This window comes from Legionella anisa (assembly GCF_001467525.1).
In the GTDB taxonomy this organism is placed as follows: domain Bacteria; phylum Pseudomonadota; class Gammaproteobacteria; order Legionellales; family Legionellaceae; genus Legionella; species Legionella anisa.
The window spans coordinates 1-17,394 of record NZ_LNXS01000016.1; the positions used below are offsets into that span (position 1 = coordinate 1).

The window sequence follows — 17,394 nt, forward strand, 5'->3', positions numbered from 1 at the left end:
TATGTGAAGTATTTAGGTATCTATGTATTGATAATATTGGCTTTTTTCTAGTTACTTTACATAATCACCTACTTTCCACAATAACGCCTATATTGCCTAAACCGATAACGCCCAAAGTTTTACCTGAAATTTCATGGCCAACAAATTTCTTTTTTTTCGTTTCAATTTCTCGATTAAATAGATGGTTATCTTCTTTTGATAATTCAGTAATGAAGGAGCGGGTTTCATCTAAATGTCTATAGCCCATTATCATGGCTGCCATTACCAATTCTTTTACTGCATTGGCATTTGCTCCAGGTGCATAAAATACTGGGACACCCATATTGGTAAGCACATCAATGGGAATATTATCAATACCTGTTCCTGCTCGTGCTACTGCTTTTAAGTTTTTTGAAAATGGATGATTATGTAATTTATGGGAGCGCACCAAAATGACATCTGGGTCGATGGGATTAAGGCCTAATTGATAAACGTCAGGGTGAAACAAACTCAAACTCTGAGGTGATATATTATCAAGAATTTGAATGGTGAACATGCGCATCTCCCTTGATCAAAACAATAGAATTATAAATATCTGCAAGTCCTTGTTCATAATAAGCATAATATTGTGAAGGCAATTGTTTCAACTCATCTTGAGTTAATCCTAAAGGGATTATGGAGTAAAAACTGGTATTAGTGATATAGAAATCGGAATGGTCTTTCACCCATTCTTTAGGGTTTAAACCAGCAAAACCAATAAATCGTGTTACTGTTTCTCGAGCTTCCCAGTCGCTTACTCCATCACCTACCAGTAAGGAGCGTTCCCCTGGTTTAAGTATTGAGGCAATTTCCACTGTTTTACCATTTCCTTGAGTCATGTTGCTTTGTTTATCAAACTCTTGATAGTTACCATGTTTATCAAAATACACTTCTACTGCAAGCACATTACTTGGGGGAACTCCCAGAGCCTGAGCAAAGGGAGCTACGGCCATTTTAATCCCAGCTGAAATGATATAGATTTTTTTATTCAAATGATGCAATAACTCAAAGAGTTCTTGTGCTCCGGGAGCAATATTGCGTTTATAGCGCTCGGCCAGCTCTTCTATTTGTTCTCGTGTAGGTTGAACATAGGTCAACCGTTGCTGATAATCATTAGGGGTCATGCCGGTTTTTCCCATACATCGTTCCGTAATTTGATGTACTTGTTCGGCAACCCCATTCATTGTTGCTAATTCATTAATGCCTTCAATTAAAGAGAGTGTCCCGTCACAATCAAAAAAAAAGGTATCAATGGGGAGGTTTAAAGCCCAGGGATTTCTATTTTGCATGAATAGTACTCTTATTTTGTAGTTATTGCCTGATTTTAAACTGAGCATCACTGCCTGGGCGTAGATGAGCTATGCCTACACTCTTCTTTAGTCATTAAAAGGCGCAATTGTTCCGCAATGATATGCCAGTACTCTTTGCTATGGGTTGTTCCTTCCAGTGCTTTATATTTATCTCCTTGTAATAGGCGATCGAATTCTTCAAATAAATAAGAGGCGAAAGAGTGGTTTTCATATCGAGTATAAGAGTCCTCAAAAAACTGTTCCATCTGCTGCATAATCATCTCAGGATTGTCACTTGCATCTGCTTTATTTTTAATCGTTTCTGCTTTTTTTTGCCCATCATCACTATGGCGCCACCAACTGAACCATCCATTAGGCTGGCGATTATTGATACCCAGTTCATAGTATTCTTTGTAAGCAATCCATGCCCTACAAATTGTTTTCTTCAATACATTGAGCCAGTCTCCATTTAAGCTTAGATCCGTTGCTTCACTGTGTTTTGGCTCGTTGTTTTTAAAAAAGTCATGAGTTAATGAGTTTGATTTGCGTTGTGAAGGGTTCCTGTGCTCAATCTTTGGCCTTGATTTAGTAAGATGAGTCAAGGATGCTTTACTAGGCGGTAGTGCGTTAATAGGTGTTGTATTAAGGGGTATCGGATTATGAGAGACTGCATGAGCATCAGGAGGTATCGTATAAAGAGGCGTTGCATTAAGATGAGTTGTATCAAGAGATGTCGCACTCAAACGATCGCGCTCTTTTGCAGCAATTAATTCTGCCCTTCTTTGAGCAACTAATCCTGTAGGAATACCAAAATTGTTGCCTTCTTTACTTGAAGTGTTCTGCTTATCCTTTCTGCCCATTATAATTCCTTATCCCTAAGTTATTCATTAGCCCTCGTTCCAAACTCTACTGAGGAGACGAATTGCTTCATCGATGCGGTGCTCGAATCCTAAAGGCAATCTAATCATATAGGCTCTTTTTTTACTATGCAATGATCCCCAATGCATGTTTCCTGAATATGTAGCAGGACTAAGACTTAGCTATGACCTCAAGAAAAAGTCTATACTTGGAAGAATAATAGGCTCAGAAAAAAGGAATGGCATGAATACCTATACACCAGACATTGAACATCCCGTATCTATCCCCAGTAAAAATGTTTATCTCAACGGTTTTTTATTTATACCCGAAAAAGCTAAAGGAATGGTAGTTTTCGTGCATGGAAGTGGAAGCAGTCGTTTCAGCAGTCGCAATCAATTTGTGGCGAGCACCTTGAATGAAGGGAAATATGCGACGTTGCTCTTTGATCTGCTTACCTCACAAGAAGATGTGATTGATAATGCCACTCGCGAATATCGTTTTGATATTCATTTATTAGCTTCTCGACTTGTTGATGTAATGCATTGGTGTATAAAAGAATTTGCAGAATTCCATTTTCCAATCGGTTTGTTTGGTTCAAGTACTGGCAGTGGCGCAGCCCTTGTCGCTGCGGCACAGGAGCCTAAGTTAGTCAATGCGATTGTATCGCGTGGGGGTAGGCCAGATTTGGCTGGAAACTATTTGCCGCAGGTCAAGACACCTACGTTACTTATTGTGGGCGGTGATGATGACGTGGTGATTGGGCTCAATCAGCAAGCGATATCACAAATGAATTGTACAACTCATTTGGAAATGGTTCCTGGAGCAACTCATTTATTTGAGGAGCCTGGAAAACTACATGAGGTCTCAGACTTAGCCAAAAAATGGTTTGACCAGTATTGCACTGGATAATGTTTTGTGAGCAAGGAGGCTCAAACACATTGGGAGTGCTCGATTTGTAATGATGGGCGAAGCAACCCATTGATAAAACAAGTGCACTATATCCTTGAATCAAGAGGAATCTAACCTCAATGAGTAAGGATATAGGCTGGACTCACTTTTTCAATATCAAATTTATTAAACCATTGGTCTGTACTTAGAGCTAAATTACTCCAATTAACTATAATATTAAATAGGGTTGTATATTGTAGGTGTACTGCTATGTTCGAGTTATTAGAGAAACCTCGTAGGTACAAGAAAGATAAAAATAAGGATTTATTTAAAAAGTTTAACGAAAAATTAAAAGAATATAATACCTTAGTTAGCCAAGATGCACCTGAAAATTTACGAATAACCGCATTACAAGAAATTGATTTTTTTCTAGAAGATTTAAAACTCAAAATATCCGATTCGAATCTAAAGGTTTCAATTACCCCATGTTTAAGAAAAATATTAGAATGGAATGAATTATCTAAGGCATTAGGCCATCTAAATATTTCGAGCCCATCCAAGTTGCCCATGGAGAAGCAATTGTTCGATAGAACAACAAATGTTGGCTCATTGATGACAAAAAAAGAATGGCTTGAAGCTTTAAAAGATAGCCAAAAGGTGGAATTAATTAAAGCCATAGGTATTGATTTAAGAAATTACACACTAATAACGAATAATATTGACAAGTATTATTCGTTAAAACAGATTCAAACAAAATTACTCGCTGCCATTAATGATCAAAATCTTGATAAAGACGAGCTGGAGGCTTTCAGAAAACTATCACTGCAAATCAATACTGAGCTTAGTAAGCTAATTAAAAATACGCCTGAACTTAATAAACGATATGAAGCGCATGCCTTTTTAGCAGAAGACTTAAGGGAGCATATAAAGAGTCTCCAAATGAATAGAGAAGAACTCGCTTTAGCTTTAAGAGAATATGGGGCAAATGGCAAAATTGATCCGGAGAATTTAGAACGTTATTTAACTCAATTGGATAATGGAGATGAAGATCTGGTTAGCATTATAATAAAATGCGGGATAGATTTCGTCTTACCCCCTCATTATCAAAGTACCCCCCTGAGTAGAGGAAATAATATTACATGGAAGATAACTGATACTAGAACAGAAGAAACCTTTACCATACGTATTGAAAAGCCGTTAATGTATCCATTGCTGGTCGATAAATTAAGTCAATCTGAACTCAATGAATATTTTTCTCAGGATTATTTATCTTCTTCTTTCGTTATCGCAAATAGGAATTTTGTTATTTCAGAGTATGCGGCTAAAAAGGATATGCGTTCCAATCGAAAAGACAGTAATGAGTCTTCAGATAGTGAACTCATCAAAGGGGCAACCAAAGATTTAGTGCAAATCTTAGATTTTTCTAAAAAATTACTTGCAAATGGCGCCATGCATTCTGATGTAAAGTTATCCAATTTTTTATTGCATAGCGACGGAAGCATGTTTATAACGGATAAAAAAGCGCTAATTCCAATAAGCCCCGATGGGAAAGTAAACACTAGAGACATCGCCACGACCATGGACTATGCCCCCCCTGAGTACCGCCAGATTATGGGAGAAGATATCGATATAAATGCGGAGCAATTTATGAGTTATCAAATTGGATTAGCTTTATACGAACATTTAGTTTTACCAGAATTCGAAGATAAACCAGGAGTAAAATTATGGATGGAGCAACCATTAGATTTCAGCGCCGAAATATTTAAGTCCCCATTGGGTCTAAAAATGCAAGAATTAATAGAGAAAGCTACGAGAGAAAACCCTGAAGAAAGAATAGGATTAAAAGATTTACATGCTGCATTGGAGAAAATTCAATTGCAATGTATGTCCAAAGAAGAATTAGAGGTGCACAAACAATTAGAGGTGCAAGAACAATTAGAGGTACAAGAACAATTTGAGGTGCAAAAACAACTAGAGGTGCAGGAGCAATTAGAATTACAAGAACAATTACAAGTGAGTAAAGACAATTTAACGACCTACATAACCGATTATAAAGAAAAATATCAGCAGAAATATGGTAATGAAGGGACTGAAAGCATTAAGAGTAAAAAAATAGAATTAGGCGAAGAATTACTTTCCATAATCGACTCAAAAAAGAGTTATTCAGAAATAGCTAAAGATTTAGAAGAGTTTATTGAGAGGGCCCCTGGGGAGTTAAAGCATAAAAATTTAATTCATGAACTTAGAGGGAGTGAATTTACATTAGTAAAAATGGCCGAAGAGATGCTCGAATTAGTGAACAAACTGCATGAAGCTGAAGTTTCTCTAACCGCTTTAGAAAACCAAGAGAAAGAAGAGACTGTGCAGCATGAGCCAGAGTATTCAACAGAACAAGATTTGTTTCTAAGCCTAGATGAAATTTCACCGGAAGATTTAGAAAAATATCAAGAGCAGGATAGTAAACCTAAAGAACTTCCAATGGAAAAGCACGATCCGAGTTTAATTCTTGAGCTAACTCAAGAGCAGATAAAAGAACATTCGGAACGATGTAGTCGCTTCAAAGAAAGATTATGTACTTGTAAAGGGAATAATAAAAAAGAAACTGAAACGGAACAGCGTGATGATACAGATAGCTTTAGACTATAGAAAAATAAATTTGAATTGTTTAAAATGATTCGGTTATCACTTGATATTTAATGCGATTAAATCCTCTTCATTCAGCGTTTCCTTTTTTAATAATAATTTCGCGCCTTTTTCTAAAATTTTAATGCGTTTTTTAATAATATCCACGGCATCATCAAATGCGGTTTGGATGATTTGGCGGACTGCTGCGTCAATTTCAGATGCTGTTTCCTCACTAAATTCACGCTCTTGGTGTACCATAGGAGCTTCCAGGAAAGGTGAATGTTCTTTTTGATAAGTCACAGGTCCAAGTTCTTTATCCATACCGTACCGCATGACCATATTGCGTGCAATATCAGTCGCTTTGGCCAGATCATCTGCTGCACCTGTTGAAAATCGACCAAAAACAACAAATTCAGCTGCTCTACCTCCGAGTAAAACCATCATTTTATTTTTTAATTCTTCTTCTGTCATAAGATAACGGTCTTCAGTAGGACGTTGAATGGTATAACCCAGGCTACCTATTCCGCGGGGAATAATTGAGACTTTGTGGACCCGATCTACATTAGGCAAGGAGAGTGCTACCAGGGTGTGTCCCATTTCATGATAAGCCACTGCTTTACGTTCTTCAGGATTGAGTAAGCGATTCTTTTTTTCCAATCCCGCCACTATTCGTTCAACAGCATTGGTAAAGTCATCCATACTGACAGAATCGGCATTATGGCGCGTAGCAAGTAAGGCTGCCTCATTGACCAGATTTGCTAAATCGGCACCAGAAAAACCCGGTGTTAAGGCTGCAATCTTTTCAGGATCAATATCAGGGCCCTGCTGTATTTTTTTCAGATGAACATGGAGAATTTCTACTCGGCCTTTTTTATCAGGTCGATCGACAAGTATATGGCGGTCAAATCGACCTGCCCTTAATAACGCAGGGTCAAGAATTTCCGGTCGATTGGTCGCGGCAAGCAGTATTAATCCTTCACTGGGGTCGAAACCATCCATTTCTGAGAGCAACTGGTTTAAAGTCTGTTCTTTTTCATCATGTCCTCCGCCAATAGGGTAAGCGCCGCGTGCTCTGCCTAGGGCATCGAGTTCATCGATAAAAATAATTGTTGGAGCAGTTTCTCGGGCATTGGTAAACAGATCACGTACTCGTGCTGCACCAACACCAACAAACATTTCTACGAATTCTGAACCATTAATTGAAAAAAATGGCACTCCAGCCTCGCCTGCTACGGCTCGTGCAAGTAATGTTTTTCCTGTTCCAGGCGGACCAACTAAAAGTACGCCTTTAGGTATATGAGCGCCAATACGAGTATAATGTTGTGGATTTTTGAGGAACTCAACTACTTCCATAAGCTCGGTTTTTGCCTCATCTACTCCTGCAACATCCTGAAATGATACATGTGTTTCTTTTTCCATGTAGATTTTTGCTTTACTTTTCCCAACATCCAAAACTCCGCCAGCTGCTGAACCCATGCGCCTTAGTAAAAAACTCCACAGAGCAAAAAAGAGCAATGCAGGAATAACCCATGATAATATCAGGGTTACCCATTTATTTTCAGCTTGTCCATTAAATTTTACTTTTGCTGCTTCCAAAGTAGATATAAGCGATGGATCATTAATGCGGACCGTAGTGATTTGGGGGTTTTTGCCGCCATATTCTTTTATTTCATTAAATTTATCTTCAGGGAGTAGTCCTGTTAATCCTTCAGTTTTTACGTCTGCGATAATGTAGCTTTCAGCAAGTAAGACATTATTTAACTTATCGGCTTTCAAAAGTCTTATAAAATCACTGTAAGCAATATTTACAGGATGGGCTGCGAAAAAAAAGTTCTGGAACAGAATGATAATCCAGAAAATTATCAAAACGTACCAGAGCGAAAACTGCCATTGTTTGTTTTCCACCACTTCCCCCAATTTAAGGCCATCCTTTTATTAGTAGAAAAACGAACGGGTTTTATACAGTATATACCAAAGGATGAATGATCATGTCCTCAGTATTACCCCAATTTCCATATTTTCATGCGGTGATCCTGGCTGAAGAAGGATAAATTTAATCTATATTGAAAGGATCTGGATGGAGCTGGCAATATTCCTATTTACTTAGTGATTTAAGCACTACCAAGCTGATTTACTAAAAATACTCATATTGTTGAATATTGGTTCATCTGTAATTATAATTAAACTATTGATCCGTAATGGGTATTATTCATGTATCAAGCTGTAGATAGTACGATTAATTCACCTCCTAAAGAATTTTATGTTCTTGATTATCCTGATAAAAGTGATTTATCTGACTTTTTAAATTATGTCAGGCACGAAGATGCGATGGCGGAAATTTATTTTGAAAATGATGTTGAAAAATTAGATGATGAAACGATTCAGTTATTTAACAATCATGGAAAAGTGCTACATAACAATAAAAATAACAACAACAGTAACAATAGATGTGATTTAATGCTTGTTTTACGTGACAATGGGAAAGTCATTGGTTTTATTGAATTAAGACTAACCAAAGATACAGAGAACATATCTCAGTTATTTAGTTTATTTGTAAGTGAGAAATATCGCCGTAAAGGGCTTGGTAATTTAATGATGGTCTATGCTCTGGATTTTTTCAAAAATAGTGGTCAGGAAAATATGACGGTCACTCACACAGCAGAATCGCTTACCGTTTATAATAAGTTTGGCTTTTATCCACCAGAATTTCATGCAAATCAAGAGTCATTAAAAAATTGGTTCAAAAAGATGGAGGAAGAACGGCTTGAACGGTTAAAAGATGAGCCTTCAGATTTCCTTATGATGGATTTAACCGATCAATCTTGTCGCGAAGCCTTTGAAAATCATTGTAAAAAAGTTGCTCCTCATTTTGTTAAATTTGAGATTTCTCAAGATTTACAAAAGGATCTAAAAATTGATGTTTTCGACTGGAGAAAAAAAACAACTGCCACACCAACTTTATCGAGCGGTGGTTTGGGTGTTCTAAGTACTTTAGATGATGGCAAAAAAAGAAAAGATGAACCTAAAAAATCGGCGTCGGCTGCGCAGGATGAACCTCAAACTAAAAGATTGTTTTCTAACCAATAGAGAAAGTGCATACAGAAAATCATCGCTAAGAGAGAAACCGCGGTTCTTTCTTTCCACATCTGCTTTAATTTACGACTATTATTAGTAGAAAAAATGAACTAATTTTACAGCGATTAAAGGATGAAGAATCATGTCATCAGTATTACCCCAAATCCATATTTTTTTATGTGGTGATGTCATGACTGGGAGAGGGATTGATCAAATCTTAACTCATCCTTGTGAGCCGCAAATTTATGAATCTTATGTTAAAGATGCACGTGATTATGTCTGGCTTGCTGAAAGGGTCAATGGCAAGATTGCGCCGGACAACAAAGGAGCATATATATGGGGAGATGCTTTAATCGAATTAAAATTAAGAAACCCTGATCTCCGTTTAATTAATCTGGAAACAAGCATTACCCGCAGCAATACTCCATGGCCATTTAAGGGAATCAATTATCGCATGCATCCTGAGAACATAGATGCCATTACTTCGGCACATATTGATGTGTGTGCTTTAGCAAATAATCACATATTGGATTGGGGGATAGAGGGATTTTTAGAGACATTGTTGACTTTGGATAATGCTCAAATAGCTTATGCGGGTGCAGGAAAAAACATTCAGAAAGCAACTGCACCTGCAATTCATTTTATTCCGGGTTTTGAAGGAAGAATTCTCGTGTTTTCGATGGGGCTTTATTCCAGCGGTATTTTAAAAGAGTGGACTGCGACTTCGCAACACCCTGGGTTATGGATGTTGAATGATTTAAGTAAAGACTCCATAAAGCGAATAAAGGAAGTCATTGAGTATTATAGAAAAACTGGAGATTTATGTATTGTTAGTATTCATTGGGGGGGAAATTGGGGTTATGACATTCCAGACCAACATCAGCAATTTGCTTACACACTTATTGATGAATTAGGTGTCAACGTGATTCATGGTCATTCTTCACATCACCCAATGGGTATTGAATGGCACAACCAGGGTTTGATTCTTTATGGTTGTGGGGATTTGATTAATGATTATGAGGGTATCAGTGGCTGGGAACAATTTAAAAGTGATTTGTCATTGATGTATTTTTTTTCGGTTGACCCAAATTTACGATTGACGCAATTGGAGTTAGTCCCAATGATAAGAAAAAATTTCAAATTGCACTACGCAAGTAACGAAGAGTGTCAATGGATGATGAACAGTCTTATTCAATGTTCTCAGGATTTTAAGACCTCTTTTGAATTAGACGAGCATGTGATTTATTGTTCATGAATTCAAGCGATTTTGCTCTCATATAAATGCTATGCCTTTTATGTCGAATTCATATTATTTAGAACAATTCCTTTGTATAATCCTTTACATTGCTTGCTGTACCAAATGCCTTTAGTAATTCCTGCCTCACTGTATTTATATAAAAAATAATGGATTTGATCCTGCCAGGAATTTTTTGCGGTCGTTCCAGATGCAATTAAACTGCCGTGAATGAGATAAATACGGTCTACTTTATTACTTTCAAAAGATATTTGTTTTAGTTTAATCCCCTTATTGGTAATTAGAGGCTTATCAATTCCATCTTTTATAGTGTGAATGAAGGTGCCAGGGTTATGTTCATTACAGTATTTTCTTGTGACTCCTTTTTTATTCGGAACTGCTTGATAATAAATTCCTTTCCATGTGATTAAATCAAGATTGGCAAATAAAATACTAGGGAAAAATAAAAGATATAAAAAAACAAATATGCAGTTCAACATGATTATCCTTATCTAAATATATGTAATTTGGGCGAAGTGGGTTACAACGCACTTAGCTCATAATAATGGTTTGAAAAAAGAGATTGGAAGCCAATGCGTTTGTAAAGATTGAGGCCTGCTGAGGATGCTTCTAAAAAGCACGTTTGAACTTTTAAATCCAAAGCTTTTTTCAAGGCATAAACCATCATTGAGCTGGCAAAGCCACGTTTTTGAAATCCAGGCATTGTAGCTAAATCATCGATGCGGGCAAGATTTTCCCTCACCGTTAATGTTACCGATACAACTGCTTCTCCCGCAAAAAAGCCTGAAAAATGACAAATGTCATTCGATTTTTTCGATGCTTCATCATGCCTTAAGGTATAAACATGGGTAATTTCCGGTGTTGATTGAAACCCATGAATAAGGGGGATACTCCAGGTATGTAAATCCTCATTCATTTCTCTAAATTCAAGCGAGTTATCCGGAATGTTTAGTGAATTCGCTAAAAGATTGAACGCCATGCCTACGCCAGTATCCGTTAATTCATAATCTTTTGGTAATTGATTCTCGTGTTCTGAAAAAATCGTATCTTCTGAAACAATAACTGCCCATGGTAAATTCTTTTGCGCGAAGTATGATCTGCAATGTGCGAGATCATGTAACAATTCTTTATCTGTTTTGGTAACAAATGCAGGGTTCAAACCCGTCGCCTGCACTCCAGTTTCAAAAGCAGTTATTGTTTGATAGTCAAGGCAATTCAAACTAATAAGAGAGAAAAAGTGCCTTTCCATATCATGAAAATCATGAATCAGTTTTTGCATTAAAATAAATCCAGTAAGTAATTTTTTATTGCATTATAACAAACTCATGAGGGGATGATGTATTGAAAAAGGAGGGAATCTATATTTAATTAGAAGGTTAAAACGAAGCACAGCGAAAGAGCATCCAGTATACGGGTAATCCTTCGCTATAATTCTTAATTTACTCAAGCTCCTCCATTCAGGATTGTTTGCCTCGGATAAGAAGAACTGGCATAGGTGCATTGCGAATAACCCCTTCTGCAACACTACCAAGTAATAAATGCTGATAACCTCGTCGACCATGCGTTCCTACGACAATCAAATCGGCTGGCCAATTTTTTGCTGCTTCAATGATTTTCTCGGATACTTTTTCTTTAGAGGGGTTTATTTCAAATAAATGTGCTTCGCAATCTGCATTGTGTTCGCGGGCAATGGTTAGCATCTTGTCCAGAAATTTTTGACCATATTCTTTGAATGAAGCTTCCAGCTTCTCATAATCAACGCCGGTTCCGACATAAGGAGCATAAAATTCGTTTCCTATATGTACGATTCGTAATTTTGCCTGATGTACTTTGCTTAGCTTAATGGCTTCATGGAACGCTTGCATTGATGTAGTACTGTCATCAATTGCAACTAAGATATTATGATACATTATTATTTCCTTATGAAAGTAATGAATTCCACGTTCTGGGATATCTTACCTATAATCGAGAATGAAACCTAGGGTCTCTGCTGACAATTCTACTATCTTGGACAAAATGGTGCGATTTTGGATCTAGCTAGCGAATTGTCAGCAGACCCTATAGAATGTTTTTAATTTAGGTAAAAGAAAAAAATGAATTATTTTTTAAGTATGAAAATTGCATGAGGCAAGAATGACTATGAATAATGAAATTTTGTTTACTCCATTTAACTTACGAGGTTCAACGTTAAAAAACCGCATCGTGATGGCTCCACTGACGCGGAATCGTTCAATCCATGGAATGGATGCTCCTTCAGAACTTAATGCGGAATATTATGCACAACGAGCAGATGCAGGTTTAATCATCGCCGAGGCGACACAAATTTCACCGACTGGAAAAGGATATGCTTGGACACCTGGAATTTATTCCTCAGAACAAATTGCCGGATGGAAATTAGTAACAAACGCAGTTCATGCAAAGGGTGGAGTTATTTATTTGCAACTTTGGCATGTAGGACGAATTTCACATCCTTCTCTTCAACCAGGAGGTATTGCTCCCGTAGCCCCTTCTGCTATTGCGGCAACAGGACAGCGTACCTTTATTGAAAATGGGACATTTGTTGAAGTGGGAAATCCGCGTGCCTTAAAGCTTAGTGAAATTCCAGGAATTATTGAAGATTATCGAATTGCTGCGAGAAATGCCATTTTAGCCGGATTTGACGGGGTTGAAATTCATGCAGCCAATGGATATCTAATTCATCAATTTTTGTGTGATGGAACAAATCATCGCACCGATCAATACGGTGGTTCGATTGTTAATCGGCTGCGTTTTGCCCTTGAAGTGACCAGTGCCATTGTATCTGAAATTGGTGCAAATCGAACAGGAATTCGTCTTGCTCCAGTAAGCCATGCCAATGGAGTTGCAGATACTTCGCCTGCTGCTGTATTTTTCCCACTTGTACGGGAGCTGAGTCGACTTGATCTGGCCTATATTCATGTCATCGAAGGAGAAACTCAAGGACCACGAGAGTATTATGGCCTTGATTTCTCTGCGTTACGAAAAGAGTTTAACGGGCCTTGGATGGTAAATAATGGTTATACATTAGAAATGGCAACTGAAGCGGTCAGCAGTGGCTATGCGGATCTCGTTGCTTTTGGGAGGTATTTTATTTCCAATCCGGATCTGGTTGGGCGATTTAGAAAAAATGCTCCATTGAATGAATTTGATCGTGCGACTTTATATGGTGGTGGTACAAAAGGTTACACTGACTATCCTCGAATGAATGTAGGCATATAAGATGATGCACAAACAATTGTTACTGGTTTTTATTCTTTTTATTTTACTGGTTACTCTTGTGTATTTTTTTCAACGCCATTTCATTTATTTTCCATCTCCTGAGAAACCGAGTTTGAGCGATTTTCAGGCAGAAGACCTGCAAATCATTAAGATACCTGTTGCCGATGGATTGAGTTTAAGTTCGTGGTATAAACCGGCTGTAGGTAATAAGCCGACGATACTCTATTTACATGGAAATGCAGGACATATTGGTTATCGTATGTATTTGGTTCGTCAGTTCCTTTCAGAAGGATTTGGCGTGTTATTACTTGAGTATCGTGGGTATGGGGGAAATCCAGGAAAGCCAACTGAGTCAGGACTGTATCAGGATGCTCGAGCGGCCATGAAGTTTTTACAACAACAGGGTATTCAGGCAAATAATATCGTGCTTTATGGAGAGTCATTAGGAACTGGGGTAGCCACGCAAATGGCAACAGAATTTCCTGTTTGCTCTTTAGTTTTGCAATCCCCATATACCTCATTAACCGCTATGGCTCGATTTCATTATTCCTGGCTACCCATACCTGTAATTGATAAGTATGATTCTTTATCGCGTATTCAAAACATTCATGCTCCCATCTTAATGTTGCACGGAAAATTGGATGAGGTTGTACCTTACGATCAGGGTTTAGCTCTTTTCAATCGTGCAAACCAGCCTAAGAAATGGATTGAATTTGCTGATAGAGGGCATCATAACTTATGGGATGAACATTTTGCTCAAATCGTTATTCATTTTATTAATACTTATTGTGTAGCTCACATGCAAAATGCAGCAAAACGCTAATATGGGTAACTTTTTTTTGCGCCAACAGGTCTTGCGGTAAGAAAAAAAGGTAACATAGAATGGATTATGTTTCTTGTTAAGGGGTTATGGATGACCTATTTGAAGCGTATTGTAGTTATTTCCCTCATTCTAGCGTTGGCCCAGGGATTGGTTTTAGCAAAAACAAATACAGAAACTCGGATATGCGATGCAAGCATCCATAATCCTTGTATTGTGCAGGATACGGAGTATTCCTCTTCTCCATTAAAGGTATTGCGTCATGCCGCCATGATTGCCGATGTTTACCAAGGGAATACAGCAGGTATTAAAAAGTTGGCCATTTCTGGGAGTGAGGAACCGAGTGAAAAGGGATGGAAAGATATCTCTGATTATATTTCCCGGCATAAGAGCTCAAGGAATCAACCTGTTTTGGTTCTGGACTTGCGCCAAGAGAGCCATGGTTATCTTAATGGTAAAGCGATTACCTTAGTGAGTGAATATGATTGGATAAATAAAGGGAAAAGCAACAGCCAAAGTCTTATCGATCAGGAAGATTGGCTTGAATCATTAAGAGTTCAGAAAAAGATAAGGGGAGTTTTATCCTCACAACAGTTCGCTGCCAAGGAATATTCCAATGGTAAAACTACTTCTGTTAAAGTAGTAAAAAACGAAAAAGATTTGGTTTCTAGATTAGGTTTTGAATATCATCGACTCTATGTTACCGATCATGCTGCACCCTCTGATTCAGAGGTTGATGCGTTTTTAACCATAATAAAAAATGCACCTAAAGATACGTGGTTTCATATCCATTGCAGGGGAGGAAAAGGCCGTACAACAAGCTTTTTTGTAATGTATGACATGTTAAAAAATGCCGATAAAGTGAGTTTTGAAGAAATTGTTGCGCGGCATGCCTCAATACCGCCCTATTATAATTTGTTTGAAGTGAATCGAGCCGACCCTTTTCTTACTCCTTATTATGAACAGAGGCTTCATTTTCTTTCTCATTTTTATCAGTTTGCTCAGCAGCTTTTGAAAGGGTATCAAGGGACATGGAGTCAATGGAACTCCAGCAATCCCGATAAGACATAGCCGATTTAAGTTAGGTTTAGCTTAAAATATTAAGAACCAAAACCTGAAGCCTTAGGTTTTTAGTTGGGTTCTAACCAACTCAGCTCATATTCTCCTCCTTCTGGTTCTTGTGCTATCACTGGTGCGTTTTCTTTATGAGCAAAAAAATTGATCAATTGACCTAAAGGATGTGTCATATTTGCTCTTTCTTTTGCTGCTGGTTCTACCTGTTTAACATTCAAATTCAAGGAGTTCGCCTTAGAGTTTTCTTTTTGTCGCTTCGATGCCCTCAAGTATACTGGTTCTTCGAGATCATCTGGTAACGTAGGCGCGTCAGATAGTTTTCTTTTTAGCACGCTTTGAACCGGGGCTGAGTGAGGAGCTGTAGGGGCTGCAGTACTCGTTTCTATACTCTTTTCACCCGTTTCTAAATCGATTAATATAGGTTTTGGTGGAGTATTTAATTGAGCATTTGGACGGAAGAAGCGATTCAAACCATTACTGTTCTGTGGTACTACCCTGGCTTGTAATATTCTTGTGTAATGGGGTGAATGTGATAGTCGTTTTTCAAGAGTTTGGACTAAATTTCTGCTTTGATAGGACTCTATAAAACTATAAATTATCTTTAAATCCTGTTGGCTTTTTATGATTTTTTGCAGAAATTTTTCGTCACAGGGACATGCTCTGAGATTCCCATTGTTTTTAGGTAAGGGGAAAACAGAAATAAGATAATTGAATAAACTATAGCAAGCCTTAGGCTGTAAGTGACCCTTTTTGAATATATCAAGTAAATCATCTAAATTCTGAATGTTTTCTTTTAACTGAGCCACAGAAAGTTCATTATCAAATAATTTATTTTGAAAAATTGTATGTGATGATAAACCTTCTCTACTCATGCCATGTATTCGCTTTATAAAAGTGTTTAATAGCGCATTGGGAGAATTCTTTCTTTGTTCTATTTGTGACTCAGACATATTGATTGGTCGAAAGGTTGGTGCGACCGGTATCTGTTGTGCGGACATCAGCCTAAAAGATGGTGTAACAGGTGCTTTTGCATTATTGATAATACCTTGAAGATAAGGCGATTTTGCGTTTATCCACTGCAAAAATTCAGTGACATAATGTTTACCAGGGAGATCTGTTATTAAGTTAAGAATGGTGTTTAAGTCATAAAGGTTCTTTATCAATAGCTCCATAAATTTGTCGTCACAGAAAGGCTCTGGAAGAATATTAAAGTCGGAAGTTCTAGGGAAAACAGCAACAAGCGCATGGAATAACATATAACGATTAGCAACAGATAATTTAGGATGAGTTAATAAATCGGTCATCTCTTTCAAAGTATGAATGCTACTTTTTAGATCAGTTAAAGTTAAATAATGATTAAATAATTGATCTAATTGGTATTGTATTTCAAAAGGTGTCACATAAATTGGCTGCCAGTTATCCAACCTTTTTTTAAATACATCTAAAACGGATAGATTAGTTTGAGAGGACCATACAACCTGTCCCTGTACAATTACTGGGGGGAGATTTGTATCGATTGGTTGCAAAGTTGGTGTATTCGGTACTTTCTGTTGCTCTTGTATCATGATTTGCGACTCATCGACCTCTGTATTATTATGCTCAGAATCAAGATTATCTGATATTTGGGAATCAAACCGACTTTTCATAATTAAGGACCTTTCATATAGTTAAGATAATGATCTATTTAATCCATTGTGCTTTATGCAGATTGGTTGCACATTTAAAATCAGTTAACTTAAAACTTACTTAAAGAAACTACGCAAAAATTGCAGGAAAGGTCTTAGAAGCTAGGATCAATGGGGTGAGACTCGATTGTTTTTTCTCACATATCAATCGAGCAAGCGTAGCTGTTTGCTTGTAAACAGGCTTTTTCCTTTATCTCAATAGATCTTGGCTGCAAGTAGCTGGATCTTATACAGTCCATCTCTACCCTGACGTCCCGCGGCTTGTCCCTGAGAGTTCCTCACAAAATTTAACCAGGAAACCTATTCTATAGTTTACGGTGATGTTTAAAAGGCTGTCATCCCTGCGTAGGCACACTACTGTCCGGTAAAAGCAAAAGGAATAGTTGCACGTCCTTGATAAAACACCAAGGATGGCATCCTAAATCTCTATTTAGATCAAAGATGTACTGTGAAAGATAGCGTTTTTCAAGAACCATTAAAATCTAATTTTTTGTAGACTCCTCAGCATTCATCTAGGCACATCACTTAATCTTGCTTCGATCTGCTCCCTCTCCCGCGCAAGGAATTTGA

15 protein-coding genes are annotated in these 17,394 nt (G+C 37.6%); 7 read left to right on the top strand and 8 right to left on the bottom strand.

What is annotated here, in order from left to right; genetic code table 11:
- Positions 1–64: 64 nt before the first annotated feature.
- Genes Lani_RS04010 through Lani_RS04020 form a run of 3 tightly spaced genes read right to left on the bottom strand, consistent with a single transcriptional unit; the run spans position 65 to position 2,167 of the window.
- Entirely contained in the window at positions 65–535 is a 471-nt protein-coding gene (locus tag Lani_RS04010; RefSeq protein ID WP_223499407.1) for a Rossmann-fold NAD(P)-binding domain-containing protein, read from the bottom strand.
- Positions 513–1,307: an HAD-IB family phosphatase gene (locus Lani_RS04015; RefSeq protein WP_019233881.1), complete on the bottom strand. Its 795-nt coding sequence runs from the start codon at positions 1,305–1,307 to the stop codon at positions 513–515. Before Lani_RS04015 ends, Lani_RS04010 begins: the two co-directional genes overlap by 23 nt.
- A gap of 47 nt (positions 1,308–1,354) precedes the next feature.
- Entirely contained in the window at positions 1,355–2,167 is an 813-nt protein-coding gene (locus Lani_RS04020; RefSeq protein ID WP_019233880.1) for a hypothetical protein, read from the bottom strand.
- A gap of 241 nt (positions 2,168–2,408) precedes the next feature.
- Between Lani_RS04020 and Lani_RS04025 the strand changes: the two genes are divergently transcribed.
- Together Lani_RS04025 and Lani_RS04030 are read left to right on the top strand one after the other, a co-directional pair.
- The gene (locus Lani_RS04025; protein WP_019233879.1) at positions 2,409–3,074 is read left to right on the top strand and encodes a dienelactone hydrolase family protein; all 666 of its coding nucleotides are present in this window, start codon (positions 2,409–2,411) and stop codon (positions 3,072–3,074) included.
- A 249-nt stretch (positions 3,075–3,323) separates the two neighbouring features.
- Positions 3,324–5,699, top strand: coding sequence for a serine/threonine-protein kinase (locus Lani_RS04030; protein ID WP_058388407.1), 2,376 nt, complete (start codon positions 3,324–3,326; stop codon positions 5,697–5,699).
- Between the two features lie 36 nt (positions 5,700–5,735).
- Here the strand turns inward: Lani_RS04030 and ftsH are convergent, their stop codons facing one another.
- Positions 5,736–7,583, bottom strand: coding sequence for an ATP-dependent zinc metalloprotease FtsH (gene ftsH, locus Lani_RS04035; RefSeq protein WP_040522697.1), 1,848 nt, complete (start codon positions 7,581–7,583; stop codon positions 5,736–5,738).
- A gap of 306 nt (positions 7,584–7,889) precedes the next feature.
- Between ftsH and Lani_RS04040 the strand changes: the two genes are divergently transcribed.
- Together Lani_RS04040 and Lani_RS04045 are read left to right on the top strand one after the other, a co-directional pair.
- Positions 7,890–8,765: a GNAT family N-acetyltransferase gene (locus tag Lani_RS04040; protein ID WP_058388408.1), complete on the top strand. Its 876-nt coding sequence runs from the start codon at positions 7,890–7,892 to the stop codon at positions 8,763–8,765.
- 130 nt (positions 8,766–8,895) lie between these two features.
- Complete coding sequence (locus tag Lani_RS04045; protein WP_058388409.1) at positions 8,896–10,008, top strand: CapA family protein; 1,113 nt, start codon at positions 8,896–8,898, stop codon at positions 10,006–10,008.
- A gap of 38 nt (positions 10,009–10,046) precedes the next feature.
- On the opposite strand, the gene Lani_RS04050 is transcribed toward Lani_RS04045, so the two are convergent.
- From Lani_RS04050 to Lani_RS04060, 3 genes are all read right to left on the bottom strand, one after another.
- Positions 10,047–10,487 carry a hypothetical protein gene (locus Lani_RS04050; RefSeq protein ID WP_019233873.1) on the bottom strand — a complete coding sequence of 147 codons (441 nt, stop codon included), beginning with the start codon at positions 10,485–10,487 and terminating at the stop codon, positions 10,047–10,049.
- Positions 10,488–10,528: 41 nt separating this feature from the next.
- Entirely contained in the window at positions 10,529–11,287 is a 759-nt protein-coding gene (locus Lani_RS04055) for a GNAT family N-acetyltransferase (RefSeq protein ID WP_019233872.1), read from the bottom strand.
- A gap of 178 nt (positions 11,288–11,465) precedes the next feature.
- Positions 11,466–11,918, bottom strand: coding sequence for a universal stress protein (locus tag Lani_RS04060; RefSeq protein ID WP_019233871.1), 453 nt, complete (start codon positions 11,916–11,918; stop codon positions 11,466–11,468).
- A 223-nt stretch (positions 11,919–12,141) separates the two neighbouring features.
- Here Lani_RS04060 and Lani_RS04065 point away from each other — a divergent pair, with 223 nt between their 5' ends.
- The 3 genes from Lani_RS04065 to Lani_RS04075 all read left to right on the top strand — a co-directional run bounded on the left by Lani_RS04065 (position 12,142) and on the right by Lani_RS04075 (position 15,136).
- Entirely contained in the window at positions 12,142–13,245 is a 1,104-nt protein-coding gene (locus tag Lani_RS04065) for an alkene reductase (RefSeq protein WP_019233870.1), read from the top strand.
- A 4-nt stretch (positions 13,246–13,249) separates the two neighbouring features.
- Positions 13,250–14,068, top strand: coding sequence for an alpha/beta hydrolase (locus tag Lani_RS04070; RefSeq protein ID WP_040522693.1), 819 nt, complete (start codon positions 13,250–13,252; stop codon positions 14,066–14,068).
- A gap of 90 nt (positions 14,069–14,158) precedes the next feature.
- Positions 14,159–15,136, top strand: coding sequence for a phosphatase domain-containing protein (locus Lani_RS04075; RefSeq protein ID WP_019233868.1), 978 nt, complete (start codon positions 14,159–14,161; stop codon positions 15,134–15,136).
- Positions 15,137–15,195: 59 nt separating this feature from the next.
- Here the strand turns inward: Lani_RS04075 and Lani_RS04080 are convergent, their stop codons facing one another.
- Complete coding sequence (locus Lani_RS04080; RefSeq protein WP_019233867.1) at positions 15,196–16,785, bottom strand: hypothetical protein; 1,590 nt, start codon at positions 16,783–16,785, stop codon at positions 15,196–15,198.
- Between the last annotated feature and the right edge of the window lie 609 nt (positions 16,786–17,394).

Excerpts from the sequence above, each read along its gene's own strand:
- Lani_RS04015 (WP_019233881.1), bottom strand. The coding sequence starts at position 1,307 with ATGCAAAATAGAAATCCCTGGGCTTTAAACCTCCCCATTGATACCTTT.
- Lani_RS04020 (WP_019233880.1), bottom strand. The coding sequence starts at position 2,167 with ATGGGCAGAAAGGATAAGCAGAACACTTCAAGTAAAGAAGGCAACAAT.
- Lani_RS04050 (WP_019233873.1), bottom strand. The coding sequence starts at position 10,487 with ATGTTGAACTGCATATTTGTTTTTTTATATCTTTTATTTTTCCCTAGT.
- Lani_RS04010 (WP_223499407.1), bottom strand. The coding sequence starts at position 535 with ATGTTCACCATTCAAATTCTTGATAATATATCACCTCAGAGTTTGAGT.
- Lani_RS04075 (WP_019233868.1), top strand. The coding sequence starts at position 14,159 with ATGACCTATTTGAAGCGTATTGTAGTTATTTCCCTCATTCTAGCGTTG.
- Lani_RS04045 (WP_058388409.1), top strand. The coding sequence starts at position 8,896 with ATGTCATCAGTATTACCCCAAATCCATATTTTTTTATGTGGTGATGTC.
- Lani_RS04025 (WP_019233879.1), top strand. The coding sequence starts at position 2,409 with ATGAATACCTATACACCAGACATTGAACATCCCGTATCTATCCCCAGT.
- Lani_RS04070 (WP_040522693.1), top strand. The coding sequence starts at position 13,250 with ATGCACAAACAATTGTTACTGGTTTTTATTCTTTTTATTTTACTGGTT.
- Lani_RS04065 (WP_019233870.1), top strand. The coding sequence starts at position 12,142 with ATGACTATGAATAATGAAATTTTGTTTACTCCATTTAACTTACGAGGT.
- Lani_RS04030 (WP_058388407.1), top strand. The coding sequence starts at position 3,324 with ATGTTCGAGTTATTAGAGAAACCTCGTAGGTACAAGAAAGATAAAAAT.
- Lani_RS04060 (WP_019233871.1), bottom strand. The coding sequence starts at position 11,918 with ATGTATCATAATATCTTAGTTGCAATTGATGACAGTACTACATCAATG.
- Lani_RS04040 (WP_058388408.1), top strand. The coding sequence starts at position 7,890 with ATGTATCAAGCTGTAGATAGTACGATTAATTCACCTCCTAAAGAATTT.
- Lani_RS04055 (WP_019233872.1), bottom strand. The coding sequence starts at position 11,287 with ATGCAAAAACTGATTCATGATTTTCATGATATGGAAAGGCACTTTTTC.
- Lani_RS04080 (WP_019233867.1), bottom strand. The coding sequence starts at position 16,785 with ATGAAAAGTCGGTTTGATTCCCAAATATCAGATAATCTTGATTCTGAG.